Source organism: Frigoribacterium sp. RIT-PI-h (genome assembly GCF_001297205.1).
Taxonomy (GTDB): Bacteria; Actinomycetota; Actinomycetes; order Actinomycetales; family Microbacteriaceae; genus Frigoribacterium.
Genome location: NZ_LHOZ01000084.1, coordinates 1 through 21,424, shown reverse-complemented (window position 1 = coordinate 21,424; position 21,424 = coordinate 1). Strand labels below are relative to the sequence as shown.

Annotated in this window: 19 protein-coding genes and 1 other RNA gene; 18 read left to right on the top strand and 2 right to left on the bottom strand. The window is 69.5% G+C overall.

Features of this window, described 5'->3' with window-relative positions:
• Nucleotides 1–197 precede the first annotated feature (197 nt).
• From AEQ27_RS12880 to ssrA, 12 genes are all read left to right on the top strand, one after another.
• Entirely contained in the window at nt 198–1,109 is a 912-nt protein-coding gene (locus AEQ27_RS12880; RefSeq protein WP_054147025.1) for a hypothetical protein, read from the top strand.
• A complete protein-coding gene (locus tag AEQ27_RS12875; protein ID WP_054147024.1) occupies nt 1,106–2,929 on the top strand; it encodes a choice-of-anchor G family protein in 1,824 nt (607 codons plus the stop codon). The genes AEQ27_RS12880 and AEQ27_RS12875 overlap by 4 nt, the downstream gene beginning before the upstream one ends.
• A 90-nt stretch (nt 2,930–3,019) precedes the next feature.
• Nucleotides 3,020–3,622 carry a hypothetical protein gene (locus AEQ27_RS12870; RefSeq protein ID WP_054147023.1) on the top strand — a complete coding sequence of 201 codons (603 nt, stop codon included), beginning with the start codon at nt 3,020–3,022 and terminating at the stop codon, nt 3,620–3,622.
• A 119-nt stretch (nt 3,623–3,741) separates the two neighbouring features.
• Nucleotides 3,742–4,338 carry an RNA polymerase sigma factor gene (locus AEQ27_RS12865; protein ID WP_054147022.1) on the top strand — a complete coding sequence of 199 codons (597 nt, stop codon included), beginning with the start codon at nt 3,742–3,744 and terminating at the stop codon, nt 4,336–4,338.
• Nucleotides 4,335–5,207: a hypothetical protein gene (locus AEQ27_RS12860; RefSeq protein ID WP_054147021.1), complete on the top strand. Its 873-nt coding sequence runs from the start codon at nt 4,335–4,337 to the stop codon at nt 5,205–5,207. The genes AEQ27_RS12865 and AEQ27_RS12860 overlap by 4 nt, the downstream gene beginning before the upstream one ends.
• Before the next feature lie 148 nt (nt 5,208–5,355).
• Entirely contained in the window at nt 5,356–6,459 is a 1,104-nt protein-coding gene (prfB, locus tag AEQ27_RS12855) for a peptide chain release factor 2 (RefSeq protein WP_054147020.1), read from the top strand.
• 139 nt (nt 6,460–6,598) lie between these two features.
• Entirely contained in the window at nt 6,599–7,690 is a 1,092-nt protein-coding gene (locus AEQ27_RS16725) for a DUF262 domain-containing protein (protein ID WP_152970361.1), read from the top strand.
• A complete protein-coding gene (locus AEQ27_RS17410) occupies nt 7,687–8,388 on the top strand; it encodes a HEPN domain-containing protein (RefSeq protein ID WP_161805545.1) in 702 nt (233 codons plus the stop codon). The genes AEQ27_RS16725 and AEQ27_RS17410 overlap by 4 nt, the downstream gene beginning before the upstream one ends.
• Before the next feature lie 213 nt (nt 8,389–8,601).
• Nucleotides 8,602–9,345 (top strand): cell division ATP-binding protein FtsE, encoded by a 744-nt coding sequence (gene ftsE, locus AEQ27_RS12845; protein ID WP_043593759.1) that lies wholly within the window; start codon nt 8,602–8,604, stop codon nt 9,343–9,345.
• Nucleotides 9,342–10,256 (top strand): permease-like cell division protein FtsX, encoded by a 915-nt coding sequence (gene ftsX / locus AEQ27_RS12840; RefSeq protein WP_043593665.1) that lies wholly within the window; start codon nt 9,342–9,344, stop codon nt 10,254–10,256. The genes ftsE and ftsX overlap by 4 nt, the downstream gene beginning before the upstream one ends.
• A gap of 116 nt (nt 10,257–10,372) precedes the next feature.
• The gene (gene smpB / locus AEQ27_RS12835; RefSeq protein WP_054147018.1) at nt 10,373–10,849 is read left to right on the top strand and encodes an SsrA-binding protein SmpB; all 477 of its coding nucleotides are present in this window, start codon (nt 10,373–10,375) and stop codon (nt 10,847–10,849) included.
• Between the two features lie 137 nt (nt 10,850–10,986).
• Nucleotides 10,987–11,364: a transfer-messenger RNA gene (gene ssrA, locus AEQ27_RS16720) on the top strand.
• Between the two features lie 270 nt (nt 11,365–11,634).
• Here the strand turns inward: ssrA and AEQ27_RS12830 are convergent.
• Nucleotides 11,635–13,167: a hypothetical protein gene (locus tag AEQ27_RS12830; RefSeq protein ID WP_054147017.1), complete on the bottom strand. Its 1,533-nt coding sequence runs from the start codon at nt 13,165–13,167 to the stop codon at nt 11,635–11,637.
• 200 nt (nt 13,168–13,367) lie between these two features.
• Nucleotides 13,368–14,252, bottom strand: coding sequence for a LacI family DNA-binding transcriptional regulator (locus tag AEQ27_RS12825; protein WP_054147016.1), 885 nt, complete (start codon nt 14,250–14,252; stop codon nt 13,368–13,370).
• A 44-nt stretch (nt 14,253–14,296) separates the two neighbouring features.
• On the opposite strand from AEQ27_RS12825, the gene AEQ27_RS12820 reads away from it, so the two are divergent.
• The 6 genes from AEQ27_RS12820 to AEQ27_RS12795 all read left to right on the top strand — a co-directional run bounded on the left by AEQ27_RS12820 (nt 14,297) and on the right by AEQ27_RS12795 (nt 21,271).
• Nucleotides 14,297–15,577 carry an ROK family transcriptional regulator gene (locus AEQ27_RS12820; RefSeq protein WP_200908368.1) on the top strand — a complete coding sequence of 427 codons (1,281 nt, stop codon included), beginning with the start codon at nt 14,297–14,299 and terminating at the stop codon, nt 15,575–15,577.
• A gap of 273 nt (nt 15,578–15,850) precedes the next feature.
• Nucleotides 15,851–17,515: an ABC transporter substrate-binding protein gene (locus AEQ27_RS12815; protein ID WP_152970359.1), complete on the top strand. Its 1,665-nt coding sequence runs from the start codon at nt 15,851–15,853 to the stop codon at nt 17,513–17,515.
• 34 nt (nt 17,516–17,549) lie between these two features.
• The gene (locus AEQ27_RS12810) at nt 17,550–18,539 is read left to right on the top strand and encodes an ABC transporter permease (RefSeq protein ID WP_054147015.1); all 990 of its coding nucleotides are present in this window, start codon (nt 17,550–17,552) and stop codon (nt 18,537–18,539) included.
• Nucleotides 18,540–18,549: 10 nt separating this feature from the next.
• Nucleotides 18,550–19,545: an ABC transporter permease gene (locus AEQ27_RS12805; protein WP_071254141.1), complete on the top strand. Its 996-nt coding sequence runs from the start codon at nt 18,550–18,552 to the stop codon at nt 19,543–19,545.
• On the top strand, nt 19,542–20,459 hold the full coding sequence (locus AEQ27_RS12800) for an ABC transporter ATP-binding protein (RefSeq protein WP_082383507.1): 918 nt from the start codon (nt 19,542–19,544) through the stop codon (nt 20,457–20,459). Before AEQ27_RS12805 ends, AEQ27_RS12800 begins: the two co-directional genes overlap by 4 nt.
• Nucleotides 20,456–21,271 (top strand): ABC transporter ATP-binding protein, encoded by an 816-nt coding sequence (locus AEQ27_RS12795; RefSeq protein ID WP_054147014.1) that lies wholly within the window; start codon nt 20,456–20,458, stop codon nt 21,269–21,271. The genes AEQ27_RS12800 and AEQ27_RS12795 overlap by 4 nt, the downstream gene beginning before the upstream one ends.
• Nucleotides 21,272–21,424: the final 153 nt, after the last annotated feature.

The window sequence follows — 21,424 nt, the reverse complement described above, 5'->3', positions numbered from 1 at the left end:
CGACACGGCCGACCGCGCCCCCTACGTCGTGCGCGACGCCCGGATCGTCGTCGCTCCGCCCCGGGCCCCCGCCTCGTCCTGACGACGATGTCGACCCCGCCGGCCCGAGGCCTTGCGGTCGCCGTCGTCGGAGCCGCCGTCGTGCTGGCCTTCTGGCCGACGCGACGCGGCGCCGCCCGTCGAGGGTGAGGACGACCGTGGACCCGGCGACCGGTGCCCACCGCGGACCCACGACCCGCGGGCACCGCACCGCGCCGACGCTGCTGGCGGTCGTCGGGACGGCCGCGTTCGTGCTCGGCGGTGCCCTCACCGTCCAGGCCGGCACCGCCCGTGCCCTCGAGCCCGTTCCCGAGACCGGCCTCGACGGCCACCTCGTGCTGGCCGACGAACTGGTCGGCACCGAGGACATCGCCCCCGCGGCCCCGGGTCGTTGGCAGATCGCGACCGACGTCACGACCGGCGACCGGGTGGCGCTCGGTCTCGAGCTCGTCAGCTCGGGCTCGCTCGTCGACGACGAGGCCGGACTGACGTTGGGGGTCGAGACCTGCGACGTCGCGTGGCAGCAGGTCGAGACGACGCCGCTGTGCGCGACCGGGGCGCGGACCGTGACCGCCCCGACCCGTGCCTCCTCGTTCGTCGACGGCAGTCCCTCGTGGCCGGTGCGCTCGGCTGGGAGCACGGGGAGGGTCTTCGTGCTCGTCAGCCTCGGCCTCGCCGGGGGGCGCGCGGCAGACGACACCTCTTCCATGGGGCGGAGCGCCCGAGTGGGCGTCGGCATCACGGCGACGGCCCTGGACCCCGTCGCGACGCTCCCGGCCGAGCCCGCTCCCGAGCCCGAACCCACCGTCACGGCCACGCCCGGTGACCCGGCGGAGCCCGAACCCGACGCGACGGACGCGGCGACGCCCGGCCCCGCCATCGACGGCTCCGACGACGGACGCTCCGACGACGGACGCCCCGTCGACGTGACCCTCAGCGGCGTGGGGGCCCCGCGTTCCCTGGCCTTCACCGGCGGTCTCTCGCTCGGACCGGCGATCGCGGGTGCCGGCGCCCTGCTCGTCGGCCTCTCGCTGCACCTCCGCGGACGACGCCGGGCGGTGACCTCGTGACCGGCGCGCACGTCCGACGTCGACGCCCGACGGGTGCCGCCCGCCTCGTCGCGGCGCTCACCGCGCGCCGGGCCGTCGTCGCGGTCGCGGCCGTCGTCGCCGTCGTGGGAGCCGTCGTCGTGCCCCCGCCGCCGGTGACGACCGCCGCCTGGACCGACTCCGAGCGCACGTACGGGCTCGTCGGCACCACGAAGTTCACCTGCGGCACCGACACCGGGTACGCCGCCGCCGCGTCCAGCCGGTTCGTGCGCGGCAGCCTGGCCGGCACCGACCTCGACACCGTCGCGGCCGTGCGCGGCGCGGACCTGTCGCGCACCCGCTCCGGCGTCGTCACCGCGGTGCCGACCTCGCCCGCCCCGACGACGGACGCCGGAGGCACGACGACGTTCCGCAATCCCCTCTCGGCGAGCGCGGGGCCGGGTCTCGTCGGCCTCGACCTGACCGGGCTCGGCACGAACCTGCCGGCGGGGTCGGCCGGAGCCCTGAACCAGTTCACGCGGGTCGCCCCGACCGGCACGGCGGCCGCCGCCACGGGGTTGGTGAGCGACCAGGGCGGTCTCGGCGTGACGTCGACGACCCCCGCGTCGTCGCTGCCCGGCCCGGCCCGCGTCGGCCTCACCTCGGTGCTGCCCGCCTCGACCGTCCTCGACCGGGCCGACCTGACCGTGGGCGCTGTGGCGTCGACGGCGACGATCGACGGGTGCCGTGCCCTCGAGAGCCGCATCTGGGGCGACGGCAGCGTGACGGGGGTGACCCGCGACTACGGCGTCGCCGGTCTCGCCCTCGAGCTGCACAGCCCCGCCGTGGCCGGATTGTCGGGCCAGGTGTCGAGCACGGTCACGAGCCTGAACACGGCCGCCGCCGGATTGCAGGGCACCAACGGCACGATCTCGAGGACCATCCGGGACGGAGTGCTCGCCACGGTCAACGGCGTCACGAACCTGCTCAGTCTCGGCGGGGTGAGCGGTTCGGTCACCCTCAGTGGGCTGAACCTCCAGTCGGCCGTCGACCCGGTGCTCGCGGGGTCGGTCACGAGCACGGACGGCACGGTCACCATCACCCCGTCGACCGGTGTCGTGTCGGTCGACCTGGCCAAGCTCGTCGGTCCGTCCGGCGGGGCGAACGGGCTCCCCCCCAACACCGAACTCGTGCTGAGTGCGGCGGCGATGGCCTCGATCACGACCACGGTCGGGTCCCTGCTCGACGGCCTCACCCAACGGGTCGTGGCGGCTCTGCAGGCCGCGGTGTCGGCGGCGCAGCTGTCGGTGGCGCTGACGGTGACCTTGAAGGCGACGGTGGTCGGCGTTCCCGTCGACGTGCTCGCCGTCGACGTCGCGATGGGTGGATCGCTCGGCCAGCTGCTCGCGTCCCCGTCGACCGCCACGTCGGTGGTCACGACGCGCGTGCTGAGCGGGGCGCTCTCCACCCTGCTCGGCGGTCTGCTCAACCCGCTGCTGGCGGCGCTCGTGGGGTCGGCCGGCTCGCTGCTCGCGTCCGTGGCCGCGCTCGTCCGCTCCACCCTCGTCACGCCGATCACGACCCTGGGCACCACGCTCTCGACCACGCTCGCCCCGGTCGTCACCGCGGTGGGCACCCTGACCACGCGTCTGCCTTCCGTGCTGTCCTTGCGCGTGAACCTGCGCCCCGACCAGACCGGCTACCCCGGCGGCGTCGTGACCACCGCGCCGGCCGACAAGTGGTCGACCGGTCCGTACCAGGTGGGGGCGTTGCGGGTGGCCCTGTCCGCCGGTGCGACGACGGTCACCTCGCTCGACTTCGCGACCTCCCGCGTCGGACCCGTCAGCACCGTGCCCCGGTAGTCGTCGCCACGGCGACGGCGACGGCGTCGGCGACGGACCCGAGGAGGCGCGGGCCGGGCCTCGCAGGCCCCCTCGCGACAGACTGGGGCCATGCAGCTCTACTCGGCCTCGCCCCTCGTCCGTACCCGACAGGTGACCGGAGACGTGGTGGCGATCGGCCTCGTCGTCCTCTTCGTCGTGCTCGGGGTGAGCATCGCGTCCTTCATCGGCACGTTCGCCGACCTCGGCAGGCAGCTCGAGGAGGCGGGGGCCGGCTTCCAGGGCACCATGGACGACGCGTCGCGGGCCCTGGCCGGGTTGCCCCTGGTCGGCGGTGCCGCCAGTGCGCCCTTCGACGGGGCCAGTGGGGCCGGGCAGTCCCTGGCCGACGCCGGACGGCAGCAGCAGGACGGTGTCGCCCGGGCGGCCCTGGTCGCCGGGCTCGTCGTGGCCGGCGTGCCGAGCCTTGTGGTGCTGTGGGTCTGGCTGCGCGGGCGGATCGCGTTCGTGCGCCGCGCCTCCTCGGTCCGTTCGCTGCTCGCCCTGCCGGGCGGCGAGGACCTGCTCGCGCTGCGGGCGCTGACCGGCCGCGACGCGAAGGCCGCGCTCGCCGTGTCGTCCGACCCCGTGGCCGCCTGGCGTGCGGGGGAGCCCGCGGTCGTCCGACGCCTCGCCGACGTGGCCCTCCGCGAAGCGGGCGTCGCCCGGCGCTGACCGTCGCCGCACCCTTGGGAAACGGCACGAGGGAACCTTTCCCGGCGATCGGACATGTAGGGGAAGCAGCAACGGATCAGAGGGGACGTCGACATGACGACTAGAAGCGAGCGCGACCGGTGACGGCGACGGGGGACGACGAGGTCTGGGCCCGGGCGGTCGGCGGGGACGCGGCCGCGTTCGGGGCCGTCTTCGACTGTCACCAGGCCCGGGTGCACGGCCACGCCCTGCGGCTGTGCCGTCACCGGCACGACGCCGAGGACGTCACGGCCGTGGTCTTCCTCGAGGCATGGCGCCGTCGGGACGCGGTCCGCGTCGTCGACGGCTCGATCCTCGCGTGGTTGCTGGTGACCACGGGGCACGTCGCCCAGAACCTCGCGAGGTCGACCCGTCGTCACCGCCTCGCCCTGGCTTCCCTGCCGCCGCACCCCGTCGTGGACGACCCCGCCGACGACGTCGCCGAGCGATTCGACGTCGTCGCTCGGAACCGGCGGCTGCGCCTCGCCCTCGACGGCCTCGGCAAGGCCGATCGTGACGTCCTCGGGCTCTGCGTGCTCGAGGAGTTCCCGATGGCGACCGCGGCCGAGGCTCTGGGGGGGCCGGTGGGCACGGTCAAGTCCCGGCTGTCGCGGGCCAAGGCGCGACTCGCGCGAGCGATGTCGTCCTCCGAGCCGACCTCCGACCGACCCGTCACCCTGAACGGAGAGACCCGATGAGCGACGCACCGAACGTCCGTCCCGACGGCCAGCACGGCAGGCCGGACCGGCCCGGCCTCGATCGTGATCGTGCCGCAGCGATCCGTGGCCTCCTGACCGTGACCGTCGAGCGAGAACCCGAACGTGCCCGCTCTGCCCGTCACAGCCGGGTCGTCCTGTTGTCGGTGGCCGGGGTGGCCGCCGTGGCGCTCGCCGTCGGGGGCGTCGCGCTCGCCGGGGGTGGCCCCCTGCCGTCGGGAAACGGTGAAGCGGCCCCCACCTCGCTCCCGTCCGATCGACCTGGGGACGATCCCGGCACGTCGCCGGGTGTCGTCGAACCGGCCGGGACGCCGTCGGCGACACCGGTCCCACCACCGGCACCGACACCGGTGGTGGACGATCCGACGGCCCCGTCGACCTGGATCGTTTCCACCGATCGGATCGGGCCGCTGGTCCTCGGCGGGCCGCTCGAGGAGCAGGCCGCCCGGCTGACGACCTTCGACCGGCACCCGGACGACGGCTACGGTTGCCCGGCGTCGTTCTTCTCGGACGGCCGGGGACTGACCCTCACCCTCTCGCGCGCGTCGTCGCCGGACGCGACCGAGATCGCCACGGTCTCCGCCGACCTGACCTCCGACGACCCGGCCGCCCTGGCGAGCGCCACCCCCCGGACCGCGTCCGGCATCGGCCTCGGCGACGACGAGGCGCGACTCCTCGCCGCCTACCCGGATGCCGAGCTGACGCTCGACCACGACGCCAACTACGGGACGCAGTACGCCGTCGCCGGTGACGACGGGCAGTACCTCGTCTTCGTGGTGGGGACGTCCGGCCGGATCACCGACATGAGCGTGGGCACGACGCGCATCGCCCCGCCCGAGTACTGCGGATGAGACGAGACCTCACCCTGTCGTCGCGAGGCGCGAGGCGCGAGGCGCGAGGCGCGAGGCGGGAGGCGCGAGGCGGGCGGCCCGAGGCGCGGGGCGGGGGGCGCGCGGCCGGGCGGGCCCCGCCCACCCGGGCCGGGTAAGCTCGGGGACCATGATCGCACTGGATTTCTCTGAGCAGATTGCCGCCCTCCGGGCCACGTTCGAAGACATCCGTGCGGTGATCGGGCAAGACCGTCTGGTCGCCGAGATCGCCGAGCTCAGCGAGCAGGCGTCGGCCCCCGACCTGTGGGACGACACCGACAACGCGCAGAAGGTCACCAGCGCGCTCAGTCACCGGCAGTCCGAGCTCGAGAAGCTCGAGACCACCGAGGCGCGGCTCGACGACCTCGTGGTGCTCGTCGAGATGGCGAACGACGGTGACGACCAAGAGAGCGCCGATGAGGCGCAGGCCGAGCTCAAGGCGCTGCAGAAGATGATGGACGTCCTCGAGGTGCAGACGCTGCTCGACGGCGAGTACGACCCGCGGCCCGCCGTCATCACGATCCGCGCCGGGGCCGGCGGTGTCGACGCCGCCGACTTCGCCGAGATGCTGCTGCGCATGTACCTGCGCTACGCCGAGAAGCACGGCATGTCCGCCACCGTGATGGACACCAGCTACGCCGAAGAGGCCGGCATCAAGAGCGCCACCTTCGAGATCGACGCCCCGTACGCGTTCGGCACGCTCAGCGTCGAGGCGGGCACGCACCGGCTCGTGCGCATGAGCCCGTTCGGCGCCGCCGGCAAGCGTCAGACCAGCTTCGCCGCGGTCGAGGTCATCCCGCTGATGGAAGAGACCGAGTCGATCGACATCCCCGAGAACGACATCCGCGTCGACGTGTTCCGTTCGTCGGGCCCCGGCGGTCAGAGCGTCAACACGACCGACTCGGCCGTCCGCCTGACGCACATCCCGACCGGCACCGTCGTCTCGATGCAGAACGAGAAGAGCCAGATCCAGAACCGTGCGGCCGCCATGCGCGTGCTGCAGTCGCGCCTCCTGCTGCTGCAGAAAGAGGCCGAGAACGCCAAGAAGAAAGAGCTGGCCGGCAACATCACCGCCAGCTGGGGCGACCAGATCCGCAGCTACGTGCTCGCGCCCTACCAGATGGTCAAGGACCTTCGGAGCGAGCACGAGGTCAACAACCCGTCGAACGTCTTCGACGGCGACCTCGACGGTTTCATCTCGGCGGGCATCCGCTGGCGCAAGCGTGACGTCTAGGGCGCGCCAGCTTGAGTCGTTCCCGGGGTGAGGCGGCGAAAGTAGTACTTAATCGCGCTTATGCGACGCGTGAGTCGCTAGGAGTTCTCGTAGGCGGGTTGGTCCGCTCCCTGTGGTCCGTCAACGGTAGTGTTGCCACGTGGATGATCTGATTGATGCTCAGGAAGAAGAGTCTGATCTCGAGGGCCGAGTACCTCTTGCGCAGAGTGAACGACGACTCGTTACTCAGTCTTACGATTTGTCCATAAGTACGCTTATGGAATGGTGGTCGGATGACCAGCTGGTATTGCCCAGCATTCAACGTGAGTATGTATGGAGTAATCAGAAAGCAAGCCGTCTCATTGAATCCCTTCTGCTGAACGTTCCAATTCCTGTTCTGTACCTCGCTGAGTCAGGCGATCAGTACGAGGTCATCGATGGTCATCAGCGAATAGCATCAATAGCTCGCTTTTTGGACGGGGACTTCAGGTTGTCTGGCCTCAAGGCGTTGGATGATTCCTACCGGGGCCTCACGTACAAACAATTGCCAACTGGAGATCAGCGAAAGATTAGGACTCGCGTGATTCGAGCAATTATCATCACAGACGAGTCCCACGAATCTATGAAGTTCGAGGTCTTTGAGCGTCTCAACTCTGGCTCAATGGCCCTGAATGCGCAGGAGATACGCAACAGCACCCATCGTGGTCCTTTCATGGACATGATCAACGAGTTGGTTCACGAGCAACCGTTTAGAAGAGCTATCGGGCAGAAACTCCCACGCAAGCGGATGGTCGATAATGAGCTGCTTATCCGCTTTCTGGCACTGTCCTATCGCCTGGAGGATTACCGCCCTCCTCTCGATCGTTTTTTGAACGACTTCGCTAAGTGGTCGAACGCAGCGGGTCCGCAGAACTTGGACGAGCAGCGGTGGCGGTTTCATTCAGCGGTGAACAATGCGCTCGTTGTTTGGGGGCCAAGTGCCTTCCGATTGACGCTTGATGGTGTGCGATCCGAGCGCAATATAAACCGGGCCCTCGCCGAGACGCAATTGGTCACATTAGGTGCTCGTGATGAGGAGAGCTTGGCGGATCAGAGAGGTGAGGTCGAGAACAGGTTGAGGCAGCTGCACGAGAACGCCGAGTTTCTGGACACCATCCAGCGCGCAACCGGGGACAGGCACCGCACCTTGCTTCGAATTGCGAACTATGAAGCGGTCCTAGACGCAGTGGGGATCGCGCGGGTCTTCAAGTGACCTCGCCAGCGTTGCAAGAATTTTTGGTTGGTGTTGAGGAAGTTCGTGCTCTCCGGTCACACGGGCCTAGAGCCACAGGAAGACCTGGTCATGCTCAAGCGGCACTGCTTGAGAAAGCCCGCACAGCGCACCGGCGCGCTTGTGCAGTCTTGATATGTAGTCATCTCGAACGATACATATACGGCCTCAATGAAACACTAAGCGACTTTCTAGGCTCCGCAAGTTTGACGGCCGAGAATATTCCTAATGCGATAAGACTCGCGCAGTCAAAAGCCCATATTGATGACATGGGCCAGATGCAGTGGGATAACCGCGAAGCCAAATTAAAATTATTTGCGTTGACTGCGGCGAATTTGTGGCGGGATGGCGAGATTATCGCGGGCCTTGACGCCGACCGAAACATAGAGTGGATGAAGGCGCCAAAGCCAAAGAGCCTTGTTCGATTATTTCGCATGTATGAGATCGATAACATCTTTTCTGTTTTGTCTCGATCGAAAAGCTACAATGCGAGTTTGCAACTTGCGATTGCCTCACTTGTAGATACGCGAAATGGAATCGCTCACGGGGATCGAAATGTTCAACCGCTGTCCACAGAGGTAACTGCGTTCGTCAACGCCGCTGAAGCGTTTGCCGTCCGCGTCGATCGGGTCGTAGCAAAGCACGTAGCGCGGCGCTTTGGAAGCGGGCTGCCTTGGTAGGAACGAAAAATTTGTCTATGCCGGACAAGAATGCAGCTATTCATTTCGTTTGTGAGCCTTGGCGGAGAATCTGAAGGTCGGACTGGTTTTACGCAGGAGGCGCGGTGCTGGCTGCCCCCGCCTACGTGGCGGCTCCCAGCACATCCATAGCCGCCTCGCCGCAGCGAGTCGCTGCGCTGATCGTCGCGGACCGCGCTTAGGGTGATCCCCGTCATGATTCGGTTTGATGAAGTCACCAAGGTCTACGTCGGCAACCCCCGACCCGCGCTGAACGCCGTCACCCTCGAGATCCTCAAGGGCGAGTTCGTGTTCCTTGTCGGGGCGAGCGGCTCCGGCAAGTCGAGCTTCCTGCGGCTCGTGCTGAAGGAAGAGAAGCCGTCGCAGGGGCAGATCCACGTCCTCGGCCAGCGTCTCGGCACCCTCTCGAGCCGCAAGGTGCCGTACTTCCGGCGCAACCTCGGCGTCGTGTTCCAGGACTTCCGGCTGCTGCCGCAGAAGAACGTCTTCGACAACGTCGCGTTCAGCCTGCAGGTCATCGGCAAGAGCAAGGGCTTCATCCAGGAGGCCGTCCCCGACGTCCTCAAGATGGTCGGCCTGGTCGGCAAGCAGCACCGCCTGCCGCACGAGCTCTCCGGCGGCGAGCAGCAGCGCGTCGCGATCGCCCGGGCGATCGTCAACAAGCCGGCGATCCTGCTGGCCGACGAGCCCACCGGAAACCTCGACCCCTCGACGAGCGCCGGCATCATGACCCTGCTCGAGCGCATCAACGCCGGCGGCACGACGGTCATCATGGCCACGCACGACGCCGGCATCGTCGACCAGATGCAGCGCCGGGTGATCGAGCTCAGCGCGGGCAACATCCTCCGCGACGAGCGCCACGGCGGCTACCAGACGCAGGCGGTGCCCATCCAGGCCATCGGGGTCGAGGACCTCAGCACGAGAGGAGCCGACGCATGAGACTCGGACTCGTCATGAGCGAGGTCGGCAGCGGCCTCCGTCGCAACGCCTCGATGGTCGTCTCGGTCGTGCTCGTCACGTTCATCTCGCTGACGTTCGTCGGCACCGCGGCCCTCCTGCAGATGCAGATCACGCAGATGAAGGGCTACTGGTACGACAAGGCCCAGGTCGCCGTCTACCTCTGCACCGACACCGACACGACCGGCAACTGCACCGGGGCGATGGCGACGAAGGACCAGATCGACGGCGTCCGCGCCCAGCTCGACAGCGACGTGCTGACTCCCTACGTCGACAAGTTCTACTTCGAGGACCAGACCCAGGCCTACGACCGCTTCAAGCAGCAGTTCGCCGACAGCCCCGCGACCGAGTTCGTGCAACCCGCCTACCTCAACGAGACCTTCTGGGTGAACCTGAAGGACCCCACGCAGTCCGACGTCCTCACCGAGAGCCTGTCGAGCCTGGCCGGTGTCCAGAGCGTGGTCGACCAGCGCGGGTACCTCGATCCGATCTTCGCGGTGCTGAACGCGGCGAGCTACACGGCCATCGGCATCGCCTCGCTCATGCTCATCGCGGCCGTGCTGCTGATCGCCACCACCATCCGGTTGAGCGCGTTCAGTCGGCGACGAGAACTCGGCATCATGCGACTGGTCGGTGCGTCCAACCGGTTCATCCAGACGCCGTTCATCCTCGAGGGGGTGATCGCGGCCCTCGTGGGATCGCTGCTGGCGGGCGGGGCGATCATCGCGATCGTGAACTTCTTCGTGAAGGGCTACCTCGCGGTGACGTTCCAGGGCACGCCGTTCATCGGCCTGCGCGATGCCGCGCTCGTCGTGCCGATCGTCATCGTCGTCGGCATCCTGCTCGCGGCGCTCAGCGCGAACGTCGCCATCAGGCGCTACCTCAAGGTCTAGAAGTCGGCCACGTGGAGGAGGCGCGGTGCCCGTCAGTCGGGCACCGCGCCTCCTTCGCTGTATACTGAACGGCTGCCTGTCGGCAGCACCCCCACCCGAGCGACCAGGAGGCCAGCGTGGCGAAAGAACGCGGTGAGAAGGTCGTGGCCACGAACCGCCGCGCGCGCCACGACTACACGATCGACACCACCTACGAGGCGGGCATCGTCCTGAGCGGCACCGAGGTCAAGTCGCTGCGGCAGGGCCGGGCGTCGCTGGTCGACGGGTACGCCTTCGTCGATGCCGGCGAGGCGTGGCTCGACGCGGTGCACATCCCCGAGTACACCGAGGGCACCTGGAACAACCACGCGCCCCGACGCAAGCGCAAGCTGCTGCTGCACCGCCACGAGATCGACAAGATCGGGCAGAAGACCAAAGAGGGCGGCTTCACGGTCGTGCCGCTGAAGATCTACTTCAGCGATGGTCGGGCAAAGGTCGAGATCGCCCTCGCGAAGGGCAAGCGCGAGTACGACAAGCGGCAGACCCTGCGCGAGCGCACGGCGACGCGCGAGGCGCAGTCGGCCATGGCGGCTCGCAAGCACCTGGGGGAGTGAGCCGGTATCCACGGTGCTCGCCGGGTCCACATCGGGGCCGGGCAGCGGTGGCGCGAACGCCCCCGACGACGTAGACTGATGGGCCGCATGGAAACGTGCGTTGGTAATTCAAGAGCGTGTGACGACGGCCCCCTCATGGGGATGATCGGTTTCGACATCGCCTGTGTGCGAACGAGAAGCGGGCCGAGGATCCAGGGTTATCTCGTAAACGATCTCTGGAAAACAATAAGTGCCAATAACAAGCGCACTGACTTCGCTCTCGCTGCGTAAGCAGTAGAGCCACATGGAGTCCGTCAGTCTGGTGACCGCCTTCTAACCAGATCCTGACGTCATTTAGATGGCTTGCTGTGTGACTACGCCTGGGGGTCACACGGGACTCGAACTCGGGCTGGGCTCGTCGACCTAGAAGCCAGTAACAAAGGTCGGAGCCGAGTAGAACGCCTCATCTGGCTACGCCCGTAGAATGCGTGCAATCTCAGCGATGGACGGGGGTTCAATTCCCCCCATCTCCACCACTGGTCGTCGTCACCCCCTCTCGACCACGACCGCCCCCGCCTGAACAGGTGGGGGCGTTCGTGCGTCCGCGGCGGGCGCTGCCTGCTCGGCCCGCGCTTCCCGCGCGGTGTCGCACCGCCGAATGAGCATCGCACCGCCGCAATCGACGGTGCGACGCTCATTCGGCGGGGCGACACTCCCGACGAAGTGGCGGGGGGGCCGCCACCGGCGCGGAACGGCCCCCCTCACTGCCGAAGCAGTGCCGGGGGCCGTCCTCGTGGTGCGGGTGATTACTCGGCGGGCGTCTCGGCGACGGCGAGCTTCGCGCGGCGACGAGCCGCGATCAGCAGCAGCGCACCGGCGAGCAGCGCGGCCGCGCCGATGCCGGCGGCCGTCTCGGTGCCTTCCGAACCCGTGTAGGCGAGACCCGTGGGCGTCGTCGGGGCGGCGGCGGGCACGACGGCGGCGACGACGGTGAAGTCGACCGGGACACCGAGGGCGACGGCCGTGGCCTCGCCCGCGGCGTTCAGCGCGAACGAGAACGGCGCGATCGTGTAGGCGCCGGGGCGGACGCCCGTGACCGTCGAGGTCCAGTTGCCGGCGGCGTCGACCACGATGGTGCTCTCGGCCTGGGCCTCCTCGAACGGGCCCGACGAGGCGGGCTGGCCACCCTGCGCGTAGAGCACGAAGGCGACGCGGGCGCCGGGGGTGCCGGTGCCGGTGACGGTCAGCGTCGAGCCGACGACGGCCTGGCCGGCGGCGGGCGAGGTGACGACCGGTGCCGCGAAGGGAGCGACGGCTGCGGCCTCGAGGGTGAAGTCGACGGGGGTCGAGTCGTCAGAGAGGACGGGGAGGCCGTTCTCGTCGACGACGGGCTGGCCGGCGTCGTCGACCAGGGCCTGGAAGGCGACGGCGCTGTAGGTGCCGGGCTGGAGGGCCAGGGTGACGTCCCAGTCGCCGTTCTGGTCGACGATGATGCGCGCGGCGGGGTCGTCGGCCAAGGTGCTCACGTCGTCGGCAGGCGTCGGGGCGACGAGGAGTCCGATGTCGGCGCCGGGGGTGCCGGTGCCCTCGAAGGTGACCTCGGTGCCGGTGACGGTCGAGCCCTGGGTGGGCGCGGTGATGACAGGAGCCGGCAGGGTGACCGGCGTGGTCGGGGGCGTCACGACGGCGGGGAGGACCACCGGCAGGACGACCTGGCCGCGGCCGCTGCCGCCGAGGACCGGGTCGACCGTGATGGTCTGCTCCGGGGTGGCATCGGCCGGGCGGGTGGCCGACCCGGTCCGGGGGGGGTCGGCGCCGACGCGGATCTGGCCGATGACGGCGTCGCCGACGGACGGGGACAGGTTGACCGTGGCGGTCGGGATGCCGGTGCCGGTCACCTCGACCGTGCGGGACGCGCTCGTGGCTCCGGGCTCGGGGCTCGTCACGTCGAGGTTGGGCAGGAAGAAGTCGACGGCCGCGGTCTCGTCCGCTTCGTCGGGGAACGACTCGACGACGAACACGGACTGCTCGGGAGTCGCGTCGTCGGCGTAGGGCGTCAGCGCCGCGGTGTAGGCGCCGGACGTGGCGTCGGTGACGGCCGTGCCGAGGGAGGTGGTCTCCGTCGCGTCGGTGAAGACCTCGATGGCTGCTCCGGGGGTGGCGCTGCCGGTGACGGTGACGGTGCGGCTGTCCGTGGTGGTGCCGGTGGCCGGGCTCGAGACGAGCAGGTCGCCCTGGGCGGCCTGTGCGGCGGTGGTCGAGAGGAGGGCCCCTCCGAGGGCGAGAGTGACGACGGCCGGGACGGCCACCGCACGGCGCCAAGAGAACTTGGTGATCACGTGGTGAGTGCTTTCTTGATCGGTGGTGCAAGCGTCATCGCTTGTCCGCCCACGGCCCAGTGCCGGGTGAGACACGCAGCACGGATCGGGTTCCCCGTGCTCGTCGAACCTATCCGGAAGCTGAGAGAACCCCACCGATCTGTCCGGAATGCGAAGGATGATTGTCGAGTCACCCTCGAATCACCCGGATGGGGGTGGGGTCAGGCCGGTGCCGGCCCCGACGACCCTCGCCGCACCAGGGACGCGGGCGGCGCCTCCACCGACGCCACATCTTCGCCCGCCAGCACGGCGAGCAGCATGCCGGCGGCCACCTCGCCGATGCGCTGCACGTCGTGGCTGACCGCCGACAGTGACGGTGTCGACAACTGGCACTGCGACGAGTCGTCCCAGGCGACGAGCGTCAGCTGCGTCGGCACCCCGACCCCGAGGCGCTGCGCCGCGGCGAGGCCGCCGAGCGCCATCTGGTCGTTGTCGAAGACGACGGCCGTCGGTGGCGTCGGCCCCGAGAGCAGACGCGAGAGGGCGGCCGCGCCGGCGTCCCACGAGTAGTCGCCCTCGATCGTCTCGACGACGGACGAGGAGGCGCGACTCGCGGCGACCAGCGCCTCCTGCCTCACCTGCGTGTGCAGCAGCGCCGTCGGGCCCGACACGTGCGCCAGCCGACGGTGCCCGTCCGCGACGAGCGCAGCGACCGTGTCGCGCATGGCGACGCCGTCTCCGGTCCAGACGGCGGGCAGGCCGCCCGAGAGCGCGGGGGCGCCGAGGACCACCGCGGGCAGCCCGAGCCCGCGCAGCAGAGGGGGGGGGGGGTCGCCGTGGGTGAGGTCGACGAGCACCACCGCGCCGAAGTCGCCCGGGGTCGCCCACCGCCGGTAGGCCGCCAGTTCGGCGTCGCGGTCGGCGAGGGCCTGCAGCAACAGGGTGTGGCCCCGGGGGCGCAGCACCCGTTCGATGCCGGCGATCAGTTCGTGGTAGAACGGCTCCGCCCCCAAGATCTCGCCGGGGCGGACGAGGGCGAGACCGACGCGACGGCGGTCGCCCGGCCCGGCAGGGGCCACCCGGGTGTCGACGATCGAGTCGGTCATGCGCCCGAACCTACAGCCCCCGACAGGTCGGAGCGACGCCCGTGGTGACCCGCGACTCTGCCCCGCCCCTTCCGCAGACCCGAGCTCAGGCCCCGACCCTGCCCGCCACCCAGGCGCAGCCGCAGCCGCAGCCGCAGGCGCAGGCGCAGGCGCAGACGAGCCGCGAGCTCGTCGTCGACCTCGTGCGGTCGTCGGGCCCGATCAGCCGCGTCGAGCTCGCCCAGGCCAGCGGGTTGACGCAGGCGTCGATCTCGACGATCGTCCGGCGGCTGCTCGACGAGGGGCTCGTCCGCGAGACCGGTCGGGCGGCGTCGACCGGCGGCAAGCCCCGCACGATGGTCGAGATCAACCCGCGGGCCGTCTACGGAATGGGCGTGCAGATCGGCGCGGACTCGCTCACCTACGTCGTCACCGACATGCGCGGTGGAGTCGTCGGCCGCCTGCCGGTCGGCGCCGGGCAGGCCGCGTCCGACGACGTCACGGCGGCCGCGGTCCGCATCGTGGACGGCTTCCACGACGTCGTCGGCAGCCTCGGCCTCGCGAGCGGCGCGGTGGCCGGCCTGGCCGTCGTCGGACCGCGGGCGACCCTCGCGCATGGTGTCCGCACGGGCCCGCGCTCCACCGAGAGCGCTCTCCACGCCGGGCTGCACGCCGCGCTCGCCCTGCGCCTCGGTCTGCCCGTGATCGTCGACAACGACGCGGCGGCGGCGGCGCTCGGCGAGTTCTGGAGCCGCCAGGTGCCGCGCTCCGAGACCTTCGCCTGCGTGTACCTCGGCACGGGCGTGGGTTCGGGCATCGTGCTCGACGGGGCCCTGCACCGCGGCGCGAGTTCGGGCGCCGGCGAGCTCGGCCACGTCTCGATCGACCTCGACGGTGAGCCCTGTTACTGCGGCAACCGCGGCTGCCTCGAGCTCGCCGCGTCGCCGGGGGCCGTCGTCGCCCGGGCGCACCGTGACGCGGCCACGTTCGACGACCTCGGCCTCACCTGGGCTCCGGGCGGCGTCGCGCGGGACTTCGACCTGCTCGCCCGCGCGGCGATCGCCGGCCACGTCGCGGCCGACGCCCTGGTCACCCGGGCGGCCGATCAACTCGCCGCGGGCGTCGTCACGCTCGCCAACCTGCTCGACCTCGACCGCGTCGTGTTGAGCGGCCCCGGGGTCGCCGTGGCCGGCTCGATCTACGCCCGCGCGGCCGTCGAGGCCCTGGCCCGCAGGGCGTTCTCGCGAGGCGTGCACACCACCCGGGTCGAGGTCTCGACGGACCCGCGCGACGCGGCCGCGATCGGTGCGGCCGCCCTCGTCGTGCAGCGCGCCATCTCGCGCTGACCCCACAGCGGTGCCCGGACCCGGCCCGCGCCTCCCCGGGTCGGCGGCCCGGGCGGGTCCGCACTCCGTCGCACCGGGTTTCGTGCAGCGCGCCGCGTCTCCTCGGGGTGCCGTGCACGAAACGCGGTGCGGTGCGGTGCACGAGGAGGCGCGGGTCACGATCCCGACACGGCCTCACGACTTTCTTGACTCGCTTACGTAAGTCGTCTAAGAAAGACCCCGGGACCAGGCGACGACGCCTGGCACGACGAAGGGTCGACGATGCCTCTTTCCATGACCAACCGCCGACGGGCCGGGTTCGGTGCGATCGCACTCGCGACCGCCGCGGGCCTCGCGCTCACCGGCTGCACCGCCTCGAGCGGCGGCGACGAAGGCGGCATCACCGCCAACACGGGACCATCGGGTGACCTGACGGCCAACTTCAACCCGTTCTCGGCCACGGCCGACAGCACGTCGCAGGGCCTGCTCTACGAGCAGCTCTTCTACTACAACGTGCTCACCGGCTCCGATCCCAAGCCGATGCTGGGTGAGGAGTACGAGTGGAACGCGGACGGCACCGAGCTGACGGTCGACCTGCGCACCGGCGTGCAGTGGAGTGACGGCGAGGACTTCACGGCCGACGACGTCGCGTACACGTTCCAGACGATGCTCGACAAGCCCGAGCTGAACCGCGTCGGCTTCGAGGGCACCGTCGAGGCGACCGACGACGACACCGTCGTGTTCTCGTTCGACTCGACGTCGTTCGTCAAGGGCCCCGACATCCTCGGCCAGGCCGCCATCGTGCCCGAGCACGTCTTCTCGAAACTGTCGGACATCGCGACCGACCCGGTCGAGAAGCCGATCGGCACCGGCCCGTACATGCTCGACACCTTCACCCCGCAGAGCTACGTCTACAAGGCGAACCCGAACTACTGGCAGTCGGGCAAGCCCGAGGTCAAGAGCATCCGCTACATCGCCCTGGCGAACAACACTTCGGCGACCGACGCGATCGTCGGCGGCGACCTCGACTGGTCGAGCATCTTCATCCCCGAGGCCGACAAGGTGCTCGGCAGCAACCCCGACGTCAGCTACGTCGCGACCCCGCTGCAGCAGATCACGCTGATGACCTGCTCGAACGCCGACCTCGGCTGCACGGGCCCGCAGACCGACCCCGCCGTGCGCCAGGCGATCTACAAGGCGATGAACCGCGACCAGCTCAACGACCTCGCCTTCTCGGGCACGAACAAGCAGATCTCGCCGACCTTCATGACCCTCGGGCGTGACGACGACTACATCAGCCCCGACGTCGAGAAGGAGACGCCGATGACGGCCGACACCGAGGGCGCGGACGCGCTGCTGCAGGCGGCCGGCTACGCCAAGGGCTCCGACGGCATCTACGCCAAGGACGGGCAGAAGCTGCAGCTCGAGATCCAGGTCGTCACGGGCTACTCGGACTACATCGCGGCGATCGACGCCATGGCCGAGCAGCTGCGCGCGGTCGGCATCGAGATCACGCAGAGCGCCAAGTCGTACAACGAGTGGGTCGCCGCCCGCAACAACGGCCAGTTCCAGCTGACGATGGACTCGCTCGGCCAAGGTCCCTCGACCGACCCCTACTACATCTACAACGGCAACTTCGACTCGACGACGACCTCGCCGGTGGGCGAGCAGGCGATCAACAACTTCGCCCGGTACTCGAACCCGACCGTCGACGCCGCGATCGTCGCGGCCGAGCAGACCGACGACGTCGCGGCGAAGACCGAGCAGTACTTCACGATCCAGAAGGAGATCGTGAAGGACATGCCGTACATCCCCGTGCTGCTGCAGTCGACGCTGACCGAGTTCAACAGTGCGAAGGTCACCGGCTGGCCGACCGGCGACGACGACACCGAGAACTTCCCGGCGACGTGGAAGACCTGGGACAACGCCCAGACCGTCCTGAACCTGAAGCTCAAGTGATCGTGGTCGGAACCCGGAAGGTCAGGAGGCGCGGGTGAGGTACGTCGCGCAGAAGGTCGGCTTCTACGCGGTCGCGTTGTTCGCGGCCCTGACGCTGAACTTCTTCATCCCTCGGCTGCTGCCCGGTGACCCGGTGGACATCCTGCTGGCCAAGATGCAGCAGAAGGGCCCGGTCAGCGAGGCGACCGTGACCAGCCTGCGCCTCCTGCTGGGTTCCGACTCGGACGAACCGCTGTTCTCGCAGTACGTGCAGTACCTCGGCAACCTGGCCCGGGGGGACCTCGGCATCTCGGTGTCGTACTTCCCGGCCGGGGTGTCGAGCATCATCGGCCAGGCCATCCCGTGGACGATCGCCCTGATCGGCATCGCGACGATCTTGTCGTTCGTCTTCGGGGTGGGCCTCGGCACCCTCGCCGGGTGGAAGCGCGGCTCGGTGCTCGACAACGTCATCCCGGTGACGACGATGTTCCAGGCGGTGCCGTACTTCTGGCTCGCGCTCATCCTGTTGTACGTGTTCGGCAGCATCTTGCGGGTGTTCCCGCTGTCGGGCGGCTACAACGTGTACGAGGCGACGCCGGGCCTCAACTGGACGTTCGTCCAGAGCGCGGTGCTCTACGGCACGCTGCCGGCGCTGACGATCATCATCTCGTCGGTCGGCGGCTGGCTGCTCGGCATGCGCAACATGATGGTGTCGACCCTCAGCGAGGACTACATCGTCACGGCCGAGGCCAAGGGCCTGTCGCCGATGCGCATCCGCCAGTCGTACGCGGCCCGCAACGCCGTGCTGCCGCAGTTCGCGGGTTTCGCGATCTCGCTCGGGTTCGTCGTCTCGGGGTCGATCGTCACCGAGCAGGTGTTCTCGTACCCGGGCATCGGCAACGCGCTGTTCACGGCGACGCAGAACAACGACTACGCGCTGATGCAGGGCATCTTCCTGGTCATCACCCTCGCCGTGCTGGGGACGAACTTCATCGTCGACCTGATGTACGGCTTCATCGACCCGCGCACGCGCGCCAAGCGTTAGGACGACGAGCATGTCCACGATCGACCTCGGCCAGCTCGCCGACCCGAACTCGCCCACCGGCGACAGCGGCGCGGGAACCGGCCGCAAGGGCCTGAAACGGGTCTTCCCGCACGTCACGCCCAAGCTCTGGGTGGGCGCGGGCATGATCGCCGCCATCGCCCTCTTCGGCCTGATCTTCCCGTTCGTCGTGCAGAACCCGCAGGCGATCAGCGACGTCGGGCTCAGCGGGCCGAGCGGCGACCACCTGCTCGGCACCACGCAGACCGGGCAGGACGTCTTCGCCCAGCTCGCCTACGCCACCCGCGGCTCACTGCTGATCGGGGTGCTGGTCGGCGTCGTCGCGATGGCGCTCGCCATCGTCTTCGGCGTGATCGGCACCTACGTCGGCGGGTTCGTCGACGAGGCGTTCTCGCTGTTCTCGAACGTCGTGCTGGTGATCCCCGGCCTGCCGCTCGCGATCATCGTGTCGAGCTACGTGCCGCAGAAGGGGCTCGTGGTGATCGCCTTCGTGATCGTCATCACGAGCTGGGCGGCCAGTGCCCGGGTGCTGCGCGCCATCACCCTGAGCCTGCGGTCGCGGGACTATGTCGCGGCGTCGCGGGTGTCGGGTGAGAAGACCTGGCGCATCGTCGCCGTCGAGATCCTGCCCAACGTGCTGCCGGTGCTGGCGAGCCAGTTCCTGTTCGCGGTGATCTTCGCGATCCTCGCCGAGGCGGGCCTGTCGTTCCTCGGGCTGGGCGTCTCGGGGCAGTTCACCTGGGGCTCGATGCTGTACTTCGCCCAGAACGGACTCGCGCTGCGACTCGGCGCGTGGTGGTGGTTCGTGCCGCCGGGCCTGATGATCGCCCTGCTCGGCTGCGCGCTGTCGCTGATGAACTTCGCCATCGACGAGATCATCAACCCGAAGCTGCGCGACCAGACCCGGGCCGGCGTCAGCCGGGCCGACCGCAAGCGACTGGCGCGGGCCGAGGCCGCCGCCGGCACCACCGAGGGGGCCACCGCATGAGCACCGTCCTGACCGTCGAGGACTTCAGCGTCGACTACGCCGTCGAGCACCCGGTGCACGCCGTCAAGAACGTCAGCTTCGAGCTGGCGCGCGGCGAGATCCTGGGCCTGGCGGGGGAGTCGGGCTGCGGCAAGACGACGCTCGCCTACGGCATCAACCGGCTGCTCAAGCCGCCGGCCGGCATCACCGGCGGGCGCGTGGTCTTCCACGACGCCGAGGGGGCCGACATCCTGCTGCCCGAGCTCGACGACAAGGCGTTGCGGGCGTTCCGCTGGGACAAGCTGTCGATGGTGTTCCAGGGGGCGATGAACGCGCTCAACCCGGTCACGACCATCCAGGCGCAGCTGGAAGACGTGTTCAAGACGCACCGCCCGTACTGGAAGAAGGCCGACCGGGTCGAGCGGGCGGGCAAGCTGCTCGAGACCGTCGGGGTCGACCGCAGCCGCCTCAAGTCGTATCCGCACGAGCTGTCGGGCGGCATGCGCCAGCGCGTCATGATCGCGATGGCGCTCGCCCTCGGCCCGCAGATGATGATCATGGACGAGCCGACGACCGCCCTCGACGTCGTCGTGCAGCGCGAGATCCTGCGCGAGATCAAACGGCTGCGCGACGAGCTCGGCTTCGCGGTGATCTTCATCACGCACGACCTGCCGCTGCTGCTCGAGATCAGCGACCGGATCGCGGTGATGCGCGCGGGCGAGATCGTCGAGATCGGCGAGTCCACCGAGCTCTACACGAACCCGCAGCACGAGTACACGAAGAAGCTGCTCGGGTCGTTCCCGAGCCTGACCGGCGACCGCGGGGCATTCATCCGCAGCGGGGTCGACGAGACGGCCGGGGACGACGCGACCCGCGCCTCCTCGGGGCACGAGCAGGCGACGTCCGTCGCCACGAGCACAGGAGGCGCGGCGTGAGCACGCTCGAGTTCCGCAACGTCGTCAAGGACTACCGGGTGCGCGGGGGCCGGGGTGAGAAAGGTCGCCTCCGTGCGGTGAACGACGTCAGCTTCACGCTCGAGGCCGGCAAGACGGTCGCCCTGGTCGGGGAGAGCGGCAGCGGCAAGTCGACCATCGCCAAGATGCTGCTGCAGCTCGAACGGCCGACGAGCGGGTCGATCGTGCTCGACGGCGCCGTCGCGCCCCGACACGGCGAGGCCCTGCGGCGCTACCGCAGTGACGTGCAGATGGTGTTCCAGGACCCGTTCGCGTCGCTCAACCCGTTCCACTCGATCGGGCACCACCTGGCACGGCCGCTGCTGTTGCACGGGAAGGCGACCCGCGCGACGGTCGATCAGAAGGTGCGTGGGCTGCTCGGACGCGTGCGGCTCGGCCCGGCTGCCGACGTGGCCGCTCGTCGACCGCACGAGTTGTCGGGCGGTCAGCGGCAGCGCGTGGCGATCGCCCGGGCCCTGGCGCCCGAGCCGCGCATCCTGATCGCGGACGAGCCGGTCTCGATGCTCGACGTGTCGATCCGGCTCGGGGTGCTGAACCTGCTGGCCGAGCTGCAGCGGCAGGAGGACCTGGGTGTGCTCTACATCACGCACGACCTGGCGACGGCCCGCCACTTCTCGGACGAGATCCTCGTGCTCTACAAGGGGCAGGTGGTCGAGCACGGGGCACCCGACGACGTCATCCTGAACCCGCAGCACCCGTACACGCAGCAGCTCGCCGAGGCCGCGCCCGACCCCGAGAAGCGCATCGCTGAGAGGCGCGCCGCCCGCGCCTGACGGGCACCGCGCCTCCTGCGCCTGGACCCCCCCGCCAGCCTTCCGTCTGCCCACCCACCCCGACGGTGAAGAACCACGTTCCGTGCCATGAACCACGAACGTTCGTGGTTCATGGCACGGAACGTGGTTCTTCACCGTCGGGGTGGGTGGGCA

What these genes read in the sequence shown, in the direction of transcription:
- AEQ27_RS12870 (WP_054147023.1), top strand. Translation starts at nt 3,020, where the DNA reads ATGCAGCTCTACTCGGCCTCGCCCCTCGTCCGTACCCGACAGGTGACC.
- AEQ27_RS12860 (WP_054147021.1), top strand. Translation starts at nt 4,335, where the DNA reads ATGAGCGACGCACCGAACGTCCGTCCCGACGGCCAGCACGGCAGGCCG.
- AEQ27_RS12800 (WP_082383507.1), top strand. Translation starts at nt 19,542, where the DNA reads ATGAGCACCGTCCTGACCGTCGAGGACTTCAGCGTCGACTACGCCGTC.
- ftsX (WP_043593665.1), top strand. Translation starts at nt 9,342, where the DNA reads ATGAGACTCGGACTCGTCATGAGCGAGGTCGGCAGCGGCCTCCGTCGC.
- AEQ27_RS12815 (WP_152970359.1), top strand. Translation starts at nt 15,851, where the DNA reads ATGACCAACCGCCGACGGGCCGGGTTCGGTGCGATCGCACTCGCGACC.
- AEQ27_RS12805 (WP_071254141.1), top strand. Translation starts at nt 18,550, where the DNA reads ATGTCCACGATCGACCTCGGCCAGCTCGCCGACCCGAACTCGCCCACC.
- ftsE (WP_043593759.1), top strand. Translation starts at nt 8,602, where the DNA reads ATGATTCGGTTTGATGAAGTCACCAAGGTCTACGTCGGCAACCCCCGA.
- AEQ27_RS12825 (WP_054147016.1), bottom strand. Translation starts at nt 14,252, where the DNA reads ATGACCGACTCGATCGTCGACACCCGGGTGGCCCCTGCCGGGCCGGGC.
- prfB (WP_054147020.1), top strand. Translation starts at nt 5,356, where the DNA reads ATGATCGCACTGGATTTCTCTGAGCAGATTGCCGCCCTCCGGGCCACG.